Below are 19523 nucleotides of genomic sequence, written 5' to 3'. Positions count from 1 at the left end.
AACCAATATAAGACCGAGCAGAATACAAGAAGGTGGGAATACGCATGAGCACGTTATTCATTTTTTCCAAATACATAAGTGTAAATAAGAAGCTATTAGCTACCGAAGTAGTAAATGGAGTAATCCGAAAAGGAAAGTTTAATATTCCAAAATGGGAAGAAGAACAGGCAATAGAAATGTACGAGGATCTATTTAGATTTTTAGGAAAAACACTTATTGATGAAGATGAGAAGGAGTCTCCAGAATTACTATTGGAATGGAGTAAGAAAAATTCAGAGATGCAAGTATCCTCTGGAGGCAGATTATCAGAGATTATTAATCGCTATCCACCTACCAAAGAAGTTTTTAATGATATTTTAACTGGGTTGAGTATAGATCTTGGTTTGTCTATCCGGGACCATTCGTACATTTTGAAACGGATTGATAAAATGTTGGATGCTAGTTTAAATGAAACCTTCCTTTGGTATAAACATCTTTCCGATAAACAAAAGGAAGATACAGAAAAAGAACTCTTGAAGTTGTCTGCACCAATTGTGCCGATTCAAGATGGAATCGTTATTGTACCCTTGATCGGATATATTGGGATGGATAATGAAAAACATATTATGGAAAACGTGATTCCAAAAATTGCTGAACTAGAAGTCGATCATGTGATAGCTGATTTTTCGGGATCATTAACTATTAATGAATACATTTCAGATTTAATACGTCAAATAGTTAGAACACTGCGCTTGATGGGTATACACGTCGTTATTACAGGCCTCCGTCCAAATATTGTACAGACAGTTATACATAGTGGTATTGATTTATCCAACATTGAATCTTTTGCAACGGTGAAGCAAGCTGTAGAGAATATATAATCGGATAAAGCAAGGGAACACTATGACGACGTGTGCTCTTGCTTTGTGTACAGGGTTATACGTCATATTCCATAAATATATGAGGTCTTTCGATTACTATCCCTTCGACATGCATGAACTATATGTTAGACTAGTTAGAATTCCTCATGTTATAAATGAAGAGATTAGTATGTATTTAGTGTCATTTTTTCCTATGGACATATCGTAATGGAATTACATAATTGACTTGAATATGTAGAAAGGTGAAAGTGATATTAATGGAACAAATCAACAGTACGTTTCCATTGCCTATGTTTAGTATAAATAAAAACCTCGATGTATTAGGTTGCTCTTCAGAGGTTTCAGAAGCATTTCATGAACCAGATTCTTTGCTTGATATCATTGATGTGGAAAGCCGTACTAAAGTCAAAGCGTCCATTCATCCAGACAACAAAAAGACATATCTGGAAGTAGACATGGTGGGAAAATCAGGAGAATTGATTTTAGCAGACCTTTATGTAAAATGGAACAGTGGTTTTTATGGAGAAGTGCTAATTATAACGAAAGATCGGTCTATGGAAAAAGTCACGAATCAATTAGATACGTTACAGAGTAGACTAAAGGAGAAGGAATTAGAGCTCTTGAAAGAAAAAGAAAGAATGGATGAGCTCTTAGAAGATAATATAAAACTATCTGCCCCCTTTATTGTAATCACACAAGATGTGGCACTTATTCCATTGTTTGGAGATTTAGATGAAAACAAGGTCAACGAAATTAGAGTCAACACGTTAAATATGGCATATTCATGTGAAGCGAATAGTCTATTAATCGATTTTACTGCTGTAGGAGCAATTGGTTACGAAGGTCTTTCTGGATTAAAAAATTTGTTTGCATCGCTCCAAACTTTAGGGAAAGAAGTTATTATAACTGGCATTCATCCTAAACAGGCACAGCGTCTTCATCATTTGGACATTCGCCTAAATATAAGATTCATTCAATCCCCCCAAGTAGCTATTAAGGAATTGTTTAATAAAGTTTCCTACTAAATCTAAAGAAACCGATAGCTTTTAAGTTTCTTTATGAGCAATACATGGGAGCCTTAAATGAATTTATGCAATTTTTTATATGAAGTAGGGAACACGGGTTTGATTAATTATTCAGATGATGTTTATGCAACCGATTATTTGGTGAATTGGTTTCGAACAAGTACAGTATAGAACTTTCGATATTATAAAATAGCAAAAAGGCAAGCCGTTTGTACATGCCGGCTTGCCTTTATCTATTTGATCCTTATTAATTATCCGCGTCGTCCGCCTCTTCCACCACGTTTTGATTCAGTGCTGCGTTTGAGGGTATATAAATTCTCTTCGCTCGACTTTAAGAAGCTAGCCATTTTATCTTCAAAACTTTCCTTTGGTTTGAAATTTCCTCTTGGACGGGAGTCTTTGGAATTTCTGTTTCCCTGACGTTGTGGACGCTGGGAATAGCCTTCAGGTCTGTCGATTGCTTTTTTAATGGATAAGGAAGTCTTACCTTCCTTCTCACTGATTACTTTTACTTCAATTTCATCGCCAACTGTAAGATGATCGTTTACATCCTTTACATAGCTATCAGCTACTTCACTGATATGAACGAGACCAGTGGTACCTCCGGGTAATTCTACAAATGCTCCAAAATTAGTGATACCTGTAACCTTACCTTTTACCTTACTACCTATTTCGATTGACAAAAAATTTCCCCCTCAATATTGATAACACACTTATTATACCAAGGATGGATTACAATATCAATTGGAGGATTTAGGTTATTTGAATTACATATAAATAATTGATCCTATAACCGTTTAATATACTAAATCGACGGTTTAGCACCAGTTATTAATACTTGGTATAATTCGAAATTCCCTGTATAATCTTCATTAGAAAATGAAATGGAAAGGAGTGGATTACATGGAAAAGAAAAAGATTGCTTTTGTGACAGATACGACGGTTTATCTAACGGAAGAATTACGTTCCCACCCTGATGTATACGTTGTTCCAATGGTTGTTATTGCTGAGGGAAAAGAGTACGAAGATGGAGCAGATTTGTCAACAGATCAATTGTATGACATTATTCGAGAAAATAAAGAGGTACCTAAAACGTCACAGCCTTCTGTCGGCAGATTTAAAGATTTGTACGAAAAACTGAAAGAAGACTATGACCACGCAATAGCAATTCATGTTTCTTCCAAATTAAGCGGGACAATTTCCAGCTCCACAGCAGGGAAAAATCAAGCAGATTTTGATGTAGAAATCATTGATTCCTTATCACTCTCCTTTGCAATTACTATGCTTATCGAAAAAGGGATAAAATTAGCAGAGCAGGATGTGGATACGGATATTATTGCCAATGAGCTTCGGAAGGAAATTTCCAGATCACAAAATTTAATTCTGCTTGGAAGTTTGGAACAGTTGTATAAAGGTGGGAGAATGTCAGGCGCACAATTTTTATTAGGTAATCTCCTCCAAATCAAACCGATTCTTTCAATCAATTCGGGTGGGGAACTTGGGATCTATGAGCGGGTCCGATCAGAGAAAAAGGCAACCAAGAAACTGGTCGCATTATTAAAACAATCGTGCGATGAAAACGAGGTTACACAAGTAGGCATCATGCAAGGTAATGCAATAGAAAGAGCAAAAGAATTGAAGCAAATGATTGAACAGGCGATCCCTGGGATAGAGATTATCGTTGGAGATATCAGTTCATCACTAGCAGTACATGCAGGTGAAGGAACTTTGGCGATTTTCTGGAATCCAAAAAAATAACCGGGTCTATAGATCTTCGAAAAAGATAGCTTCTTTTCTGATATCGTAATATAATAGAAGTCTAATACGAATTACGAGGAGACAACCAATGTCTGGTGAAAAGAAACTTAGCACAAGAGAAATTGTACAGCAACAATTGGAAAGAAAAAAACAAGCACAAGCGGATAACACAAATAAAGGCAATGCGAATAGTACAACAAAACGCATGCAAAGCCAACAATCCAAAAAACCGAGTAATACACGCAGGAAAATGGGTAGTTAATCCATAGGGTTGAAATAATGAAGCACTTGGTAGGAGTTAATTACTCCTACCTTTTTTGTGTGATTCTATAATAGAAGGGCGCTATTCTTTATAAGAATTGCGCCCTTCATCTATACATCTGTCAATTTTATTTTTGTTTTAATTGGTGGATTTATCGTTTTTTGACAGCATCCATGCTTTGCCTATCAACATTTAATTAAATTATTCAGCAAGGTGTCTAATTCCTGGCTGCATGCGATTGTCTTGTTAGAGGATAAACCATTTCTTTTTGCGAGCGACAACATTTCATTTCTCTTTCTTACTATCATTAAGACGACTGATTCCCTATCCATCTTATTTTCTTCTACCAACATGATCTTCACCTTCACCTTATATTAAAATTAACACGCTTTGCATTATCTCAAATAAAACATGAAAAATAAATAGTTTCGACAAAGGTAGACAAAAAGATATATCATTTAGCAAATACATCCTCTTTTTCAACAACAAAGAGATTTATGAGCTAGATTACAGTTTGTCAACTAAAAAAAGATAACTTTGCAAAAATGACATAATTTATTTGACAAATTTATGAACAATATGAATAATATAAAGAAAGGGGATGTTTGAAATGGATGTTAATGTCAAATTATTAAAAGCAACTTCCTATATATGTGGAATGTTATTAACAATTGGAATGGCACTTTTCCTTTACAATTATTTTGTAAACGGTTCCTCTGCGTGGGCTGCTGTAGGCATTGGTACAGTAATGGGTGCGACGTTTATATTTATTATGGGGATTTTCCTTGTGGCAACAGAAGAGACAATTGGAGGCAAGAAAGAGCAGGGGAGACAACTTTCGTAAATCTTGAAGTAGCGCCCGATATAAAAAATGTCTATCCATTTGATAGACATTTTTTTAATGGGATAACGAGTGGTTGTTACCTTCAGTATTTCCACTACCGATAGGCTCACGGACCGGATCACACGCACCATCAAATCATAAAAAACGCTTGGATCGAAATCCAAGCGTTGGTTTTTAAAGGTAACCCCACACCATTACAAGTAAAGATCCGAATACGGTAATCAGTGCAATGAAGATTCCGTAATACAGACTTGTATAAATTGCTTTTTTATCTTCGCCTTCACCGGCATGCATGAATATGAGAAGTTGCACACCAGCTTGTACGAATGCAGTTACGAGTAAGATTATTAACCCCAATTCAAATGACATATCTAAAAAGTATACACTTAGTGCTACGACCGTAAGTAGCAAAGAGAATACAAAGCCATTGACTTGTTTCATTGGAAATAATTCTTTCATGTTACATCATTCCTTTCAGGTAAATGAAGCTGAAAATGAAGATCCACATGACGTCAAGAAAGTGCCAGTATAATGAAAATATGAATGATTTATTTGCTGTTTGAGGTGTCAGTCCCTGTTTTTTAATTTGCAGGAAGATGAAAAGACCCCAGAATAAACCAAATGTAACGTGGGCACCATGTGTACCGAGTGTCGTTAACAGAATACCTGTAAAGGCACTCGTCTGCAGTGTTGCTCCAACGTGGTAGTAATGGATAAACTCATAAATCTCAACCCCAAGGAAGGCAGCGCCAAGCACAAGGGTAATGGCTAAGAACCCAAGCATTGCTTTCTTGCGGCCAAGTCTCATTGCGTTAACGGCAAGTCCGATTGTGAAACTACTCGTTAAGAGCAATAGTGTTTCAATTAATACGGGAGTTATTTCAAAGATTTCAGCTCCACTAGGGCCACTTCCTATCCGATTTTCATAAATAAAGTAGGAAGTGAATAATGTTGCAAAAAGCATAATCTCAGCCCCGAGGAAAATCCAAAAGCCTAATATATTCAGACGATTTTGTTCGGTGCTGTATTCAAGAGGCTGTGTGGAATCTATCTTCATTCGTTAGCACCTCCAAATTTATCTTCTGTTTCTTTAATTTCTTCAGTTGAAATATAACGTCCATCATCTTTTTCAAATGAGCGATATGCCATGCATCCAAGTATTCCTAGTCCGGAGAAGATTACAGCTGGCCATATGAAGAAGACAAATGAGAATCCAAATACAAAGAACAATCCAGACATAATGATTGGCCATCCGGTATTGTTTGGCATATGAATTTTTTCAATCTTGTCTTTGAATAAAACATGGCCGTGTTTCTTGACATCCCATAAAGCCTCAGACGACACAACTTCCGGAGCAACCGCAAAGTTATATTCTGGTACTGGGTTATGTGTTGCCCATTCTAGTGAACGCGCATCCCATGGATCGTCTCCAATATTTCTTGGTGAATGCCTGAAACTGTAATAGATGTTGTATACAATAATAACAAAGCCGATTCCCAATAAACCTGCTCCAAAGAAAGAAAGCATGTTCAATGGTCCGAAACCAGTTGCTTCTGAGTACGTGTACATGCGTCGAGCCTGACCGTCCAACCCGGTAATATACATTGGGAAGAAAGATAAACAGAAACCGACAACAATAAACCAAAATGCGGATTTACCGATTTTTTCATTCAACATAAAGCCGAACATTTTTGGCCACCAGTAAATGAGGCCAGCAATCATCGCAAATACAACTCCAGGTATAATTACATTATGGAAGTGGGCTACCAAGAACATCGTATTATGATATTGGTAGTCGGCACTTGCGATTGCAAGCATAACTCCTGTAACGCCGCCAATGGTGAATAGGGGAATAAACGCGATGGAATACAACATCGGTGTCGTAAAACGAATTTTCCCTTTCCACATTGTAAGCAGCCAGTTGAATATTTTTATCCCGGTTGGTACAGCAATCGCCATCGTTGTAATGGAGAATATGCTGTTGGTCATGGCATCCTGACCCATCGTAAAGAAATGGTGTACCCATACTAAGAAGGAAAGAAGTGAAATTAGTACCATGGATATCACCATCGATTTGTAACCATATAGATTACGACTGGAGAAGGTAGCGATGATCTGACTATAAATACCAAATGCCGGTAGTATCAAGATATACACTTCAGGATGTCCCCAAATCCAGAATAAGTTGGCCCACATCATATCCATGCCACCATTTTCCGTTGCAAAGAAGAATGTACCGAACTGGCGGTCAAATGTTCCCATTAACAATGCGATTGTGAGAACAGGGAACGCGAATACGATAATGATATTAGTAATGAGCGCAGACCATACGAACATTGGCATTTTCATCAATGTCATTCCAGGTGCTCTCATTTTCATAATCGTAACGATAAAGTTGATTCCGGTCATCAATGTACCGATTCCAGAAATTTGTAATGCCCAATTATAGTAATTGACACCGACGGATTGACTGAAGTCCGTTCCAGCCAGTGGGTAATAATTGGTCCAACCTGCATCCGGTGAACCGCCGACAACAAAGGAAATGTTAAACAGCATTGCGCCTGCGAAGTATAACCAGAAACTTAATGCATTTAATCTTGGAAAGGCAACGTCTCTTGCACCAATTTGCAGTGGAATAATGTAGTTCATCAAACCAATAACAAATGCCATCGCCATAAAGAAAATCATGACAACGCCATGCGTGGTAAATACTTCATTATAATGCTGAGCGTCCAGAAACGCATTTTCAGGTACGGAAGTTTGCAATCGCATCATGACCGCATCTGCACCACCACGGAAAAGCATAAGAAGTGCAGAAATAATATACATCATACCGATTCGTTTATGGTCTGTGGTAGTTAACCATTCATTCCATAAGTAGCCCCATTTTTTAAAATAAGTGACACCTGCGATAATTGCGATAGTCACAAGAGCAATCGTAACCATTGCGCCATAAATCAGCGGGCTTGGATGGGGGACGGCGAATCTATCAAAAAAGTCCATATCTATTTAACTCCTTTCGAGAGTCTTGAAGTTTGTCTGTTTATCGTGAAAATAATTAGTGGTTACTGTGTTCTGATTCTTCACTGCTTGATTGGTCGTTATGTTTTTCATGTTCTGTGTTTTCATCTTCAGAACCAGTGGAGGAACCGTGGTTATGTTCACTATTTTCACCTTCAGGAGCAGGTGCGAAATCTAAGTGTGTCCCTGTAAATGTCATTTGCCCCAGATGGCCAGGCTCTAATAATTGTTCAAATTCTTCTTCTGTAAGAGGATCAGCAGTTGCATGGATCTCCTCTACCCATGTATCAAATTCTTCATGTGGCATGGCCGTTACATTGAAGGTGTTTTCTGCAAAACCTTCTCCATTAAAGTTGGCGTTACGTCCCATATAATCACCAGGAACTTCAGCAACAACGTTTAATGTGTTGACCATATCTGCCATCGCGTATTTTTGTCCTGCAAGTTGTGGTATCCAGAAGCTCGAAATTGTGCCATGGGAATAGAGTTTAAACTCTACTGCCTGGTTGGTTGGGATAAATAGGTAGTTAACCGTTTCGATATCTTGTTCTGGATAACTAAAATGCCATTTCCAGTTGGAAGAAGAGGCATAAATGACCATAGGTTCCTGTTCTTCGTATCCGACTGGTGTGGACTCTACTTCATAGGTCGACATAACAGATACAACAGATAGGAAGGCAACAATCAAAATTGGAATTCCAACGATAATTCCCTCAACAATTGGATTTCCTTCAATGTGAGGAGGCTCATAATCATCCGGCTGTTTGGATGCTCTGTATTTCACAAGAACGATGATTAAAAGTGTAATGACGACGATAACAATGATTGCCATTGAGATAATCGAAATCCAGATCACATTGGCTGTGGTTTCAGCCTGTGGCCCTTTAGGATCTAAAACGAGTAAAGGTTCACAACCTGTTAACACGGTGGCTATAGTGATCATAAATGTTAATAATGCCCATTTAAACTTCATCTATATACCCCTTTCTCTTAAACTATATTTTTTAGTGATAATTACAGAAATGCTCAAAAAACATAACATTTTACATAATAGTATCGAAAAAAATTAATTTCAATATCATGAGAATTCCTTCACAAAATGTTCATGAAGATTTGTATATTTTATGAATGGGGGTGTTAATTATTGGAATTTTAGAGAGGCTTGTCCATTCGACAAAATTCGGGGAGTGACAGGCACTCCCTGACTCGCACTCCTTTACTGTTGCTTGATTTTGCCTCGGATTTCACCATCAGGAAATGGAGTGGTATGGACGTTCACATATGTTTTACCAGCACTCATAAGATCAACTAAATTTGATAATGACTTTCCCATTAATGGGCCTACAAGATCTTTTGCAGTTATGACTCCTTCTATTATTTTATTATTTGTACTGCTACCATGATCAATTGGACCAAATAGAAAAGCGACGATAGGGCCATTTATATTTCTTTGTCCTAAATGGATATGTGCTTCTGTCATGTTCCTTAAATCATGAACAGCTAACCGATAGATAATCTTCTTTTGATCGTTACTCACATGAAACAATGCCAAACCATCAGCGTCTGTGCGAACAGGTGGTACTTCCTGTGATCCAGATAAGTGGGAAATAAAAAAATAATCGTTATACATGTTTATCCTCCTTTTCATATAGTTTATTTTTGGGAGGACAATCTGCTTGTATTGCTATCTCTACAAATGGAAAATCGTAAAAAAATGGCTATTGACTATATGAACTAACTCTCTATAACATCGTTTCCTTTACAGTATTTCGGAATGGTACAGACATCTCTTATGATATAATTGGGTGTGGAGGTGATTGTATGGACCCGTTAGAAATTATGTTGAATCTGGATCGCGTTATTCCCCATTATAAACCTGTCATTAGTGCGGATAGTCAAATGGTTGTTGGCTATGAAGTGATTGCGTTCTTTCAGGAAGAAGGTGGCAGTATGGAACGGATGGATTGGTTTTTTGATGACTCGTCGATCCCTGATGAATTCCGTCTTGAGGTGAATAATTATATCCACCAACAAGCGATTGATCGACTGATGAACGAAGAACAACCTATACATCTGACTATTTATTATGACGCTGATCTATTAATTAAAGACAATGGTGAATCATTATTGTCCATATTGCATTCCAATGGAGAAAAAGGCTTGGATCTGCATCAGATTGTGATTGAAATAAAGGATACATACCTAATCGAACAACTAGATACCCTTCGTAATTTAATAAAATACATGAAAACACTTGGCATTCGAATTTCCCTCCATATGGAACAACCAAATGGAAGTCTTGACAGATTGGCTATCATTCAGCCAAATATCGTTAAAGTAGATACGGGATTTTTGAAAGATGATTTATTGCCACATTTATATCGTGATGTACATCAGTCCCTTTCCATGCTATCCCGGAAAATAGGAGCTGCTTTATTATTCAAAGGGATCTCCTCGTATAATCAGTTTAACTATGCATGGAGGAGTGGAGGACAATATTATCAGGGCCGTTACCTGAAAGAACCTCAAGCAGCATTCATTGAAGCAGATTGCTGTCAGGAACTCATTCGAACAAACTTCCATCAATTCGTGAGTTTTGAACGAAGAAAGGTCAAAGCGCAACTAAAACTAATGGAACAGCTTAACCAAAAGTTTAAAACAACGCTAATGACAATTAATCCGGATAACGCGTACGATGATACCATTCTAAGTGTTGGAAGTGCCTGCAACGAGCTTGCTTTTCGGGTGTATATTTGTAATGAAGAAGGGATTCAATTGTCCTCGAATGCAGAAAAAAATACAGATGGGGAATGGGAACTACTGCAGGAAGGAAGAAATAAAAACTGGAGCTGGCGTCCTTATTTCTTTGAAAATATTATGCGAATGAACGTGGAGAAGAGAGGATTACTTTCTGATTTATATACAGATATCGAAAAGGACGAACTGATTAGAACATACTCTTATCCAATCACAGATGAATTATATGTTTTTCTAGATGTTCCGTACGCGTATCTGTATGACCAGGAAGGCCTGCTTTAATTTTAAACACACCGACTTAGAACGTTTTTGGAAAGCTTTGGAGTCTCTCTTCAAAGCTTCCACCAACATCCACATTTTAAGAAGCCCACAACAATCCTCATCATGATAAACTAATACTATACGAACAAAAAAGATTACTATAAAAATATAAAACTAAAAAAAGGGGAGAAGTTTATGAAATTTTTCCACACAGCGGATTGGCATTTAGGGAAACTTGTGCAAGGAGTCTATATGACGGAGGAGCAGCGCTATGTTCTTCAGCAATTTATTCAAGCGGTAGAAGAAGAACAACCGGATGCTGTTATCATTGCAGGTGATTTGTATGACCGTGCAGTTCCGCCCATCGAGGCCGTCCATCTTCTGGATGAGGTTTTGGAAACAATTGTATTAAAATTAAAAACTCCTGTTATTGCGGTAGCAGGTAACCATGATAGCCCGAGCAGATTAAACTTTGGGAGCAGCATTATGAGAAATAACGGTTTTCATATTGTCGGAAACTTTACGGGAGACATGAAACCGGTAATCTTGCATGATGAGCATGGGGAAGTTCATTTTCATCTTATTCCATATTGTGATCCAAGTATGGTGCGCAATGTTTTGGATGATGAAGAGATCCGTTCCCATAATGATGCAACGAAAAAAATTGTAGAGAATATCAGTAAATCCATGGATCCAAATAGCAGACACGTTGCAGTTGGACATGCTTTTGTGACTCCTTTTGGTGAAGAGGAAGAGAATACGAGTGATTCTGAGCGACCACTCTCCATCGGCGGAGCAGAATATGTCGATGCACATCATTATATGCCTTTCCACTATACGGCATTGGGACACTTGCATCAGGCGCATCATGTACAGAATGAAAAAGTGCGTTACTCTGGTTCTATTTTAAAATATTCCATCTCTGAAGAACATCATAAAAAGGGATTCCATATTGTGGAAATGGATGCAGAAGGGACAATTTCCTTAGAAAAACGTCTTCTGAAACCAAGACGTGATATTCGAACTGTAGAGTCAAGCTTAGAGGATATATTAACACATCCTATTAATGAAGATTATGTTTTTGTGAAACTACTTGATGAGACACCGGTTCTTTCACCAATGGAAAAGGTCAAGTCGGTTTACCCGAACGCGATGCATGTGGAACGGACCAATTACACGCTTTCACCTTCTTCGAATCAACACGAGACGATAAATCGGAGCAAAATGAGTGACTTCGAACTGTTTAAATCTTTCTATAAGGAAGTTAAAGGTGACGATGCTACAGAAGAAACCGAAACCATTTTCAAAGAAGTTCTGGATGACTTGTTAAAAGAAGCAAATGAAACAAATGTGGATACAAAGAAGAAGGAAGTTCTATCAAACTAAAGCCTCATGGCAGGAAGGAGAATAATCATTGAAACCACTCAAATTAACAATGACGGCATTTGGACCGTATAAAAATATGGAAGTTATTGATTTTACGGAGCTAGAAGATACCAATCTGTTTGCCATTTCCGGAAATACGGGCGCAGGGAAAACGACGATATTTGATGGGATTGCCTTTGCATTGTACGGTAGTGCCAGTGGGACAGACAGGGAAGATAATAAAATGCTTCGCAGTGATTTTGCCGATGATAGTGTCCATACTGCTGTGGAACTAGAGTTTTCGCTAAACAATCGAATTTACCGTGTGTTCCGTCAAATGGGTCATGTGAAAAAGGGGAATAAGTCTAAAACGGGAGAACGGTATGAGTTTTTCGAGAAAGTGGATGGTAAAGAAGTTCCCAGTGTTGACAGACAAATTGTTTCAGAGATTGATAAAAAGATGGAAGCAATTATCGGTCTGACACAAGATCAGTTTAAGCAAATTGTCATGTTGCCACAAGGAGAGTTTCGTAAACTATTAACCTCGGAAACAGAAAACAAGGAAGCGATTTTGCGTAGACTTTTCAAGACAGAAAATTATAAGCAATTGAATGAAGTGTTACGAAACAAAAAGAACCTGGTGGAAACTGACTTTAATCAAGTAAAACAAGCGAGGGACCATTATATTGGAAACATTTCTACGGTTTTACCAACTCGTGAAGAATCGCTGCTCTCCGGTGTGCTTGCTGCAGATTATTATAATGTCCCACAGGTTGTTGCAGGTCTTGAAGAAGAAACAGAATTTTACCGGAATCAAATTAGTAAGGATGAACAAAGATATAAAGAAGCATATAACGCTCATGACAAAGAGCAAAAGGCCTATCATCAGGCACAGGCATTAAATGAACGTTTTCTCGAAATGGACCAAAAAGAGAAGTTATTCAAAGAGCTGGAAGTCCAGGTTCCTAAAATTTTGGAAAAAGAAAAACAACTGGAAGATGCGGAACGAGCTAGTACAATTGAAGTTTATGAAAAACAGGCAGATGAGTGGCGTAAGGAAGAAAAGCTGAAAGAACAAAAGCTTGCGAACACTGTGGCAGCGGAGAAAGCTGCCGTGGCAAACCTGGAAAAAGCGCAATTAAGCTATCAAGAGGAAGAAAATAAAAAAGAGCAACGAGAAACAGCAGGTAAAACGCTCGATCGACTCGAAGGACATTTACCAGTTGTAAAAGATATTGATGAACGAAAAAAGTATTTAGCTGAACTTGCTCGTAAAGGTGCGCAAACACATACTGAACTGGAGAAAGTAAAATCCAAGTTAAATGAATTAAACATCCAGTCTGAAAAATACAAGGAACAAATCGACAAACTTGATCAAGCTGTCAGCGAATTACCTGATAAACAGCAGAAGTTAACCGAGATGCGCGAACAGGCAAGAGTTTTAAAAGGCTATAGCGAGTTAAAGGATCAGCAGGAAACCCTTGCTAAAGATGTAACCATCAAAGAGCAGGAATACAAGAACACGAAAGATGCCTATCTGAATCTAGAGAAGGCCTGGCTTAATAATCAAGCAATTGTTTTAGCAAATCATTTACATGAGGGAGAAGCTTGTCCCGTTTGTGGAAGTGTAGAACATCCGAATATAGCAACAACCGAAGAGGATATCGTAACAAAAGAGCAGCTCGAAGCATTTAAGAAAAAGCTGGATGGGAAGGATGGGTTATACCGAACTGCACTTGCAGAAGTAAAAGCAAATTTAGCCCAACTTGCAGAGAAGGAAAAGGAAGTTGCAGAACATAAGGTGCAATTGGACGAGATCCCATCGTTATTCCGCCAACTGGTAGAAGCGGGAAAACATTTAGTGAAAGAAGTAGAGGAATTAACAGCTTCACGGAATGAATTGAAGAAGCTGAAAGAAGCAGCAGGGAAAATTATTGGAGAAATCAAGGAATTGGAGCCAAGGCGGGACGAGCTCGATCGGACGAATCAGGATCAAAGGACGACATATAAAGCTGATTTGGCTGTTTATGAAGAAAGATTGCGTCACATTCCAGAAGAAGTAAGGGTTTTAGCTGAATTGGAGAAACGTATTCATGAAGCCAAGGCGTATAAATTAAAACTGGAAAAAACATGGGAAGATATTCAGACCGTGTACCAGAAGACAAAAGAGGAACACACGAAAGCAGCCTCCAACACGGCTCATTCGAAAAGCCAATTCGAGGAAACGAAAAGCAAACGGGAAAGTTCGGTACAACAATTTAAAGATGTGCTCGTTGAGGCGGACTTTGTATCCGAAGAAGCATACCAACAGGCAAAAATGTCTGCAGCAGATCGCCAAAATCAGAAAGAAGAAATCAAGCATTTTAATCAACAACTTGCATCCATCAAACAGCAAGTCGCTGATTTGAAAGATGCATTAAAAGAGAAAACAAGAATTGATTTAGCCGTGCTGGAACAAAAGCTTGGACAGTTAAAACAAGATTATGAGCTTGCCTTAAATCAGTTAAATCGTTCTAAAGAGCATCATCAGGAAGCAGCTGATTTAAAAGCGAATATCATGGAAGCAAATGAGCATGTAAGAGAAAGTGAAAAGCAACTTGGGCTGATCTCGGATTTATATGATGTTCTGCGAGGGCAAAACAGCCGGAAAATTTCATTTGAACGGTATTTGCAAATTGAGTATTTGGAGCAAATTATTGAAGCAGCAAACAGCCGTTTGAAAGACTTATCCAATGGACAATATTATTTAACGAGAAGTGACAGACAGGAATCCCATGGAAAACAAAGTGGCTTGGCGCTTGATGTGTATGATTCCTATACAGGTCAAACTCGTGACGTGAAAACATTATCTGGTGGTGAGAAGTTTAATGCATCGTTATCACTTGCACTTGGAATGTCCGATGTCATTCAAAGCTTCCAAGGCAATATATCAATTGATACGATGTTTATTGATGAAGGATTTGGTTCACTGGATGAAGAATCTTTAACGAAAGCAATCGACACGTTAATTGACCTGCAACAGTCTGGACGTATGATTGGAGTTATTTCCCATGTACAGGAACTAAAAGCGATGTTCCCGGCAACATTGGAAGTTCTGAAAACAAAGGAAGGCTACAGCAATACGAAGTTTGTTGTAAAGTAATGGACCGCAACTTACCATATTTCGACAAAATTCGGGGAGTGACAGGCACCTTGGTGGGGTATGCTATGTAGAGACTATATTGTAGTTGGGGCTGATTTGATCGTGAAAGTTAGAATAGAATTGTCATATAAAACACCAAAAGGTTCGCAAGCGCTATTTACTTCCGATGAAATGAATGATACGCATGCGATTTTAATCGCCGAAGACTTGGTTAAAACCGGTCGTGTTAAGCAGGTAATGTTTATTGATCGTCATGAAAATACATGGACGACGAAGGAAATGAAGAAGTTCATGGAGGGGATTCAAACCGAACCCCATCATGTGAAGGTTTATTTTGATGGTGGCTTTGATTTGAAAGATAAAAATTCAGGGCTCGGCTGTGTCATTTATTATGAACAAAATAATAAATCCTACCGAATCAGAAGAAATGCACGTGTCGAGGAGCTGAATACGAATAACGAGGCTGAATACGCAGCATTGCATCTGGGGTTGCAGGAATTGGATTTGCTCGGTGTCCACCATTTACCCGTTACGTTTGTTGGTGATTCAAAGGTCGTCATTAATCAGTTAAATGGAGAATGGCCTTGCTATGAAGCGGAACTGTCTCTGTGGATTGACCGAGTCGAAGCCAAATTTGAGAAATTGGGAATTACACCGGAGTATGAAATAGTCTCTCGTAAATTGAATCGCGAGGCAGACCAACTCGCCTCGCAAGCTTTGAATGGTACGGAAATAACGAGTAAAATTGAACTTTCATAAATAAGAATAAATTGTAGCCCGAATACTGCACAAAATAGGAAACTCAGGGTATATCATGTATTCCTGAGTTTTTCTATTAAACCAAACACATGCCTATCGACAAAATTTTAGGTCTGTGTTCTAAATCCATGAGGCACTCTTAGTTGCTTTTTTTACAGTGGTTATATTATCATTTAGATATTGAATTTTGAGCGGAAGGTATATGTGTGAATACGATTACGAAACTCATACGTTATGTATATCTACGGAATTCCGTTTCTGCATAACTAAACTATACATAAGTACATAAGTAGATAAGGAGAATAATGTTGAAAATTGGAATTGATAAAATCGGGTTTTATGCCCCTCATTTATATGTAGATATGAACAATTTAGCGGTAGCAAGAAATATAGAACCAGAAAAATTTACAATTGGCATCGGGCAGGAAAAGATGGCGATTGCTCCGATTACTCAGGATCCTGTTACGTTAGCAGCAAACGCAGCGGTCGAAATTGTGGATGATATCGATAAGGAAAAAATTGATTTTGTTATTTTTGGAACGGAGTCAGGTATTGATAACTCGAAGTCCGCTGGAGTTTATGTTCATCGATTGCTCGGCTTGAATCCACGTGCTCGTACAATTGAATTGAAACAGGCTTGTTACGGAGCAACTGCAGCGATTCAAATGGCAAAAGGGCATATCGCTTTAAATCCGGAAAGTAGGGTACTCGTACTTGCATCTGATATTGCTAGATATGGCTTAAATACTTCAGGAGAATCCACACAAGGTGCTGGGGCAGTTGCAATGGTTATGAGTGCAGACCCGAAAATTATGGCACTTGAAGACCAGAGTTCGTATTTGACGGATGATGTGATGGATTTTTGGCGTCCCGTCTATTCGGACACAGCGTTTGTTGACGGTAAATTTTCAAATGAACAATATATTTTATTTTTCCAGAAAGTATGGGAAGAATATAAAGAAAAAACGGGATTTGGACTTGCTGACTTTGAAGCAATCTGCTATCACTTGCCATATACGAAAATGGGACTGAAAGCATTACGGACAGTGTTGGAACAAGGCACAGAAGAAGATCAGGAGCGATTATTGGCGAATTACAAGATTAGCACATTATATAATAGAATCGTAGGGAATATCTACACTGGTTCGTTATACTTGAGCCTGCTATCCCTTCTCGAGCTGAAAGAAGATTTAAAGGATGGCTCTCGTATTGGTTTGTTCAGCTATGGTTCAGGAGCTGTGGGGGAATTCTTTACAGGGATAATGCAACCAAACTATCGTGCACATTTGCACGTGGAAAGGCATACGAAAGTATTCGAATCAAGAACAGAAGTAACCGTTCCTGAATATGAAGCGATTTTTGATAAAACATTACCTGTCGATGGTTCAACTGTTGAATTGGATATACACAGCGATCCCGCGGCGATTTGTTTATCTGGTATGAAAGATAATATGCGTTTGTATATTAATAAATTGAATAGCAATTAAGTATAAGACCAGCTTGTATAAAGATACAGCTGGTCTTTTTAGTGTGAAGAATTGTTACCTTACACCATATAAAGTTTCACAATCTGAATTTTTAGCATGTAGAAATATTTTTCGCTTATGCTTTGTACGCTGCATTGTAAGAATTTTCCCCTGCATGGACGGAAAGCAACGTATCTGCATAGCCGACAAGTCGATTTATTATTTCGTCTGCTAAAGCATAAATAAGTGGGTGCAATTGGGGGTCATACATGTTTGGATCATCAAAGATGATTGTTGTATTGATAAATATATCTCGGTTACCCCAGAGGTTGTAATGAATGATCGTCTTCCCAGCTGCTCCACCTGTTTTCTTATCTTTAAATCCAGGCAGAAAAACATACCATTCCTCAGCAGTGGACGAACGGAAATTTTTAATAAACGTTAAACCATTTATTTCCTTGTCGATTAGTTTTTTTAAGGTTGGATCTACGACGACGTCAATCGTATTGTTTTTCTCCATTATGCCACCTACTTTTAAATTCTGTCCTTCGATTACCATTTAAATACCCACCTGATTTATACCATTCCTTTAGGATTTAATGCTTTGACAATTTCTGGTGTGAGTAATTCTTTTTCTCGAAGAATATCCTTGATCTTAACATTTTTCTCATCTGCTTCTTTACCTATTTGGGCTGCACGGTCATACCCCATGATTGGACTCAGGGCCGTAACGAGTGCGAGACTTTCTTGCATGAAATTATTGCAGATTTCTTCATTTCCTTCGATTCCATTAATACATTTTGTTACAAGAGTTGGAATCGCATTGGACAATAGTTCAAGAGACTCCATCAATGTATGTGCAATTACAGGCATCATTACATTGATTTCTAATTGTCCAGCAATGCCTGCTGTTGCTACTGCCGTTTCATAACCGATGACCTGGCAGCAGACCATATGTGTCATTTCTAAAATAGCGGGATTTACTTTTCCGGGCATAATTGTTGACCCGGGTTGGACAGAGGGTAGTGATATCTCTGCTAAACCTGTTCTAGGGCCGGATGCTAAGAGGCGTAAATCACTGGTAATTTTAATTAAGTGAATGGAAAGTTCTTTCAAAGCAAGCATGGTACGTATTGGTGCATTTGTATTTTGCATAAATTGGAACATATTTGCAGGTTCCCGAAATGGTAGATTAGTTCGATTGCAAACCTCTTTGATCACTTTTGGAATATAGTCGGGTGGTAAGTTCATTCTAGTTCCAATTGCTTTTCCACCTAAACCAATTTCAAACAAGGCATCTGTTGTATCTCCTATTTGTTTATACGTTGATTTAATGGTTTCTGAATATCCAGCGAATTCTTGTCCTAAACGCATTGGTACTGCATCATGCAAATGCGTCCGTCCAGATTTCATAATCGGCATCAATTCAATGGATTTTCTTTCCAGCTCTTTTTGCAATTGAAGCAGTGATGGTAAAAGTCGTTCATGAAGCATTTCTGCAGCTGCCAGATGGATGGCTGCATGGAAAGTGTCATTTGTTGATTGCGTCATGTTTACGTGATCATTTGGATGGACCCGATGTGATTCCAATGTTCCATCTAATAGTTCAGATGCGCGATGAGCAATAACTTCATTTATATTCATGTTTTGAGAAGTTCCAGCACCAGCCTGGTAAACATCAACGACAAACTGATCATCCCAATTGCCTTGGATTACTTCTTCGGCAGCTTTTATGATGGCTTCCCCAGTTGATTTTGGCAACAAGCCCAATTCCATATTTGTCTTCGCGGCTGAAGCTTTAATAATTCCCTGCGCTTTAATGATCGATCGTGGCAGACGCAATCCACTAATTTGATAATTATTTACTGCACGTTGGGTTTGTGCACCATAATAGGCATGTTTTGGAACCGCAATTTCACCCAAGGAATCCTTTTCTTTTCGGTATTCATTAGACGAATTCATTCCGACACTCCTTGCTATATAAAAATCGTTCTTTGTAACCA

Annotated in this window: 19 protein-coding genes; 10 read left to right on the top strand and 9 right to left on the bottom strand. The window is 38.3% G+C overall.

Features of this window, described 5'->3' with window-relative positions; genetic code table 11:
* Positions 1-44: 44 nt before the first annotated feature.
* Positions 45-860: an STAS domain-containing protein gene (locus ACHABU_RS02805; protein WP_435762017.1), complete on the top strand. Its 816-nt coding sequence runs from the start codon at positions 45-47 to the stop codon at positions 858-860.
* Between the two features lie 257 nt (positions 861-1117).
* Complete coding sequence (locus ACHABU_RS02800; protein ID WP_435762015.1) at positions 1118-1885, top strand: STAS domain-containing protein; 768 nt, start codon at positions 1118-1120, stop codon at positions 1883-1885.
* A 251-nt stretch (positions 1886-2136) separates the two neighbouring features.
* Here ACHABU_RS02800 and ACHABU_RS02795 read toward each other — a convergent pair whose 3' ends face one another.
* On the bottom strand, positions 2137-2568 hold the full coding sequence (locus ACHABU_RS02795; RefSeq protein WP_379494964.1) for a S1 domain-containing RNA-binding protein: 432 nt from the start codon (positions 2566-2568) through the stop codon (positions 2137-2139).
* 220 nt (positions 2569-2788) lie between these two features.
* Here ACHABU_RS02795 and ACHABU_RS02790 point away from each other — a divergent pair, with 220 nt between their 5' ends.
* Positions 2789-3643, top strand: a complete 855-nt coding sequence (locus tag ACHABU_RS02790; RefSeq protein ID WP_435762013.1) for a DegV family protein — start codon at positions 2789-2791, stop codon at positions 3641-3643.
* Positions 3644-3731: 88 nt separating this feature from the next.
* Positions 3732-3905 carry a hypothetical protein gene (locus ACHABU_RS02785; RefSeq protein WP_435762011.1) on the top strand — a complete coding sequence of 58 codons (174 nt, stop codon included), beginning with the start codon at positions 3732-3734 and terminating at the stop codon, positions 3903-3905.
* Positions 3906-4090: 185 nt separating this feature from the next.
* Here the strand turns inward: ACHABU_RS02785 and ACHABU_RS02780 are convergent, their stop codons facing one another.
* Positions 4091-4213, bottom strand: coding sequence for an aspartyl-phosphate phosphatase Spo0E family protein (locus tag ACHABU_RS02780; protein ID WP_435762350.1), 123 nt, complete (start codon positions 4211-4213; stop codon positions 4091-4093).
* Positions 4214-4515: 302 nt separating this feature from the next.
* Here ACHABU_RS02780 and ACHABU_RS02775 point away from each other — a divergent pair, with 302 nt between their 5' ends.
* Positions 4516-4749, top strand: coding sequence for a hypothetical protein (locus ACHABU_RS02775; RefSeq protein ID WP_435762009.1), 234 nt, complete (start codon positions 4516-4518; stop codon positions 4747-4749).
* Positions 4750-4923: 174 nt separating this feature from the next.
* On the opposite strand, the gene qoxD is transcribed toward ACHABU_RS02775, so the two are convergent.
* The 5 genes from qoxD to ACHABU_RS02750 all read right to left on the bottom strand — a co-directional run bounded on the left by qoxD (position 4924) and on the right by ACHABU_RS02750 (position 9400).
* Positions 4924-5208, bottom strand: a complete 285-nt coding sequence (gene qoxD / locus ACHABU_RS02770) for a cytochrome aa3 quinol oxidase subunit IV (RefSeq protein WP_435762007.1) — start codon at positions 5206-5208, stop codon at positions 4924-4926.
* Between the two features lies 1 nt (position 5209).
* Complete coding sequence (qoxC, locus tag ACHABU_RS02765; protein WP_435762005.1) at positions 5210-5806, bottom strand: cytochrome aa3 quinol oxidase subunit III; 597 nt, start codon at positions 5804-5806, stop codon at positions 5210-5212.
* On the bottom strand, positions 5803-7752 hold the full coding sequence (gene qoxB, locus ACHABU_RS02760) for a cytochrome aa3 quinol oxidase subunit I (RefSeq protein WP_435762003.1): 1950 nt from the start codon (positions 7750-7752) through the stop codon (positions 5803-5805). Before qoxB ends, qoxC begins: the two co-directional genes overlap by 4 nt.
* A 55-nt stretch (positions 7753-7807) precedes the next feature.
* A complete protein-coding gene (gene qoxA / locus ACHABU_RS02755) occupies positions 7808-8743 on the bottom strand; it encodes a cytochrome aa3 quinol oxidase subunit II (protein WP_435762001.1) in 936 nt (311 codons plus the stop codon).
* 243 nt (positions 8744-8986) lie between these two features.
* On the bottom strand, positions 8987-9400 hold the full coding sequence (locus ACHABU_RS02750; protein ID WP_435761999.1) for a CHRD domain-containing protein: 414 nt from the start codon (positions 9398-9400) through the stop codon (positions 8987-8989).
* Positions 9401-9591: 191 nt separating this feature from the next.
* Between ACHABU_RS02750 and ACHABU_RS02745 the strand changes: the two genes are divergently transcribed.
* The 5 genes from ACHABU_RS02745 (at position 9592) to ACHABU_RS02725 (ending at position 17541) form a co-directional block, all read left to right on the top strand.
* Positions 9592-10809, top strand: coding sequence for an EAL-associated domain-containing protein (locus tag ACHABU_RS02745; RefSeq protein WP_435761997.1), 1218 nt, complete (start codon positions 9592-9594; stop codon positions 10807-10809).
* Positions 10810-10983: 174 nt separating this feature from the next.
* On the top strand, positions 10984-12174 hold the full coding sequence (locus ACHABU_RS02740; protein ID WP_435761995.1) for an exonuclease SbcCD subunit D: 1191 nt from the start codon (positions 10984-10986) through the stop codon (positions 12172-12174).
* A 28-nt stretch (positions 12175-12202) separates the two neighbouring features.
* Positions 12203-15295, top strand: coding sequence for an AAA family ATPase (locus ACHABU_RS02735; RefSeq protein ID WP_435761993.1), 3093 nt, complete (start codon positions 12203-12205; stop codon positions 15293-15295).
* A gap of 102 nt (positions 15296-15397) precedes the next feature.
* Positions 15398-16054, top strand: a complete 657-nt coding sequence (locus tag ACHABU_RS02730; protein ID WP_435761991.1) for a ribonuclease H family protein — start codon at positions 15398-15400, stop codon at positions 16052-16054.
* Positions 16055-16362: 308 nt separating this feature from the next.
* Positions 16363-17541, top strand: a complete 1179-nt coding sequence (locus tag ACHABU_RS02725) for a hydroxymethylglutaryl-CoA synthase (protein WP_435761989.1) — start codon at positions 16363-16365, stop codon at positions 17539-17541.
* A 115-nt stretch (positions 17542-17656) separates the two neighbouring features.
* Here ACHABU_RS02725 and ACHABU_RS02720 read toward each other — a convergent pair whose 3' ends face one another.
* Positions 17657-18040, bottom strand: coding sequence for a hypothetical protein (locus tag ACHABU_RS02720; protein WP_435762348.1), 384 nt, complete (start codon positions 18038-18040; stop codon positions 17657-17659).
* A 56-nt stretch (positions 18041-18096) separates the two neighbouring features.
* A complete protein-coding gene (locus tag ACHABU_RS02715) occupies positions 18097-19482 on the bottom strand; it encodes a class II fumarate hydratase (RefSeq protein ID WP_435761987.1) in 1386 nt (461 codons plus the stop codon).
* Positions 19483-19523: the final 41 nt, after the last annotated feature.

This window comes from Oceanobacillus sp. CF4.6 (genome assembly GCF_051262635.1).
Classification (GTDB): domain Bacteria; phylum Bacillota; class Bacilli; order Bacillales; family Amphibacillaceae; genus Oceanobacillus.
Note: the sequence above shows the minus strand (reverse complement) of the source record. Positions and strands in the feature narration are given on the sequence as shown.

Coding starts and splice junctions, on each gene's coding strand:
- ACHABU_RS02805 (WP_435762017.1), top strand. CDS start 45: ATGAGCACGTTATTCATTTTTTCCAAATACATAAGTGTAAATAAGAAG.
- ACHABU_RS02800 (WP_435762015.1), top strand. CDS start 1,118: ATGGAACAAATCAACAGTACGTTTCCATTGCCTATGTTTAGTATAAAT.
- ACHABU_RS02790 (WP_435762013.1), top strand. CDS start 2,789: ATGGAAAAGAAAAAGATTGCTTTTGTGACAGATACGACGGTTTATCTA.
- ACHABU_RS02785 (WP_435762011.1), top strand. CDS start 3,732: ATGTCTGGTGAAAAGAAACTTAGCACAAGAGAAATTGTACAGCAACAA.
- ACHABU_RS02780 (WP_435762350.1), bottom strand. CDS start 4,213: ATGATAGTAAGAAAGAGAAATGAAATGTTGTCGCTCGCAAAAAGAAAT.
- ACHABU_RS02775 (WP_435762009.1), top strand. CDS start 4,516: ATGGATGTTAATGTCAAATTATTAAAAGCAACTTCCTATATATGTGGA.
- qoxD (WP_435762007.1), bottom strand. CDS start 5,208: ATGAAAGAATTATTTCCAATGAAACAAGTCAATGGCTTTGTATTCTCT.
- qoxC (WP_435762005.1), bottom strand. CDS start 5,806: ATGAAGATAGATTCCACACAGCCTCTTGAATACAGCACCGAACAAAAT.
- qoxB (WP_435762003.1), bottom strand. CDS start 7,752: ATGGACTTTTTTGATAGATTCGCCGTCCCCCATCCAAGCCCGCTGATT.
- qoxA (WP_435762001.1), bottom strand. CDS start 8,743: ATGAAGTTTAAATGGGCATTATTAACATTTATGATCACTATAGCCACC.
- ACHABU_RS02750 (WP_435761999.1), bottom strand. CDS start 9,400: ATGTATAACGATTATTTTTTTATTTCCCACTTATCTGGATCACAGGAA.
- ACHABU_RS02745 (WP_435761997.1), top strand. CDS start 9,592: ATGGACCCGTTAGAAATTATGTTGAATCTGGATCGCGTTATTCCCCAT.
- ACHABU_RS02740 (WP_435761995.1), top strand. CDS start 10,984: ATGAAATTTTTCCACACAGCGGATTGGCATTTAGGGAAACTTGTGCAA.
- ACHABU_RS02720 (WP_435762348.1), bottom strand. CDS start 18,040: ATGGAGAAAAACAATACGATTGACGTCGTCGTAGATCCAACCTTAAAA.
- ACHABU_RS02715 (WP_435761987.1), bottom strand. CDS start 19,482: ATGAATTCGTCTAATGAATACCGAAAAGAAAAGGATTCCTTGGGTGAA.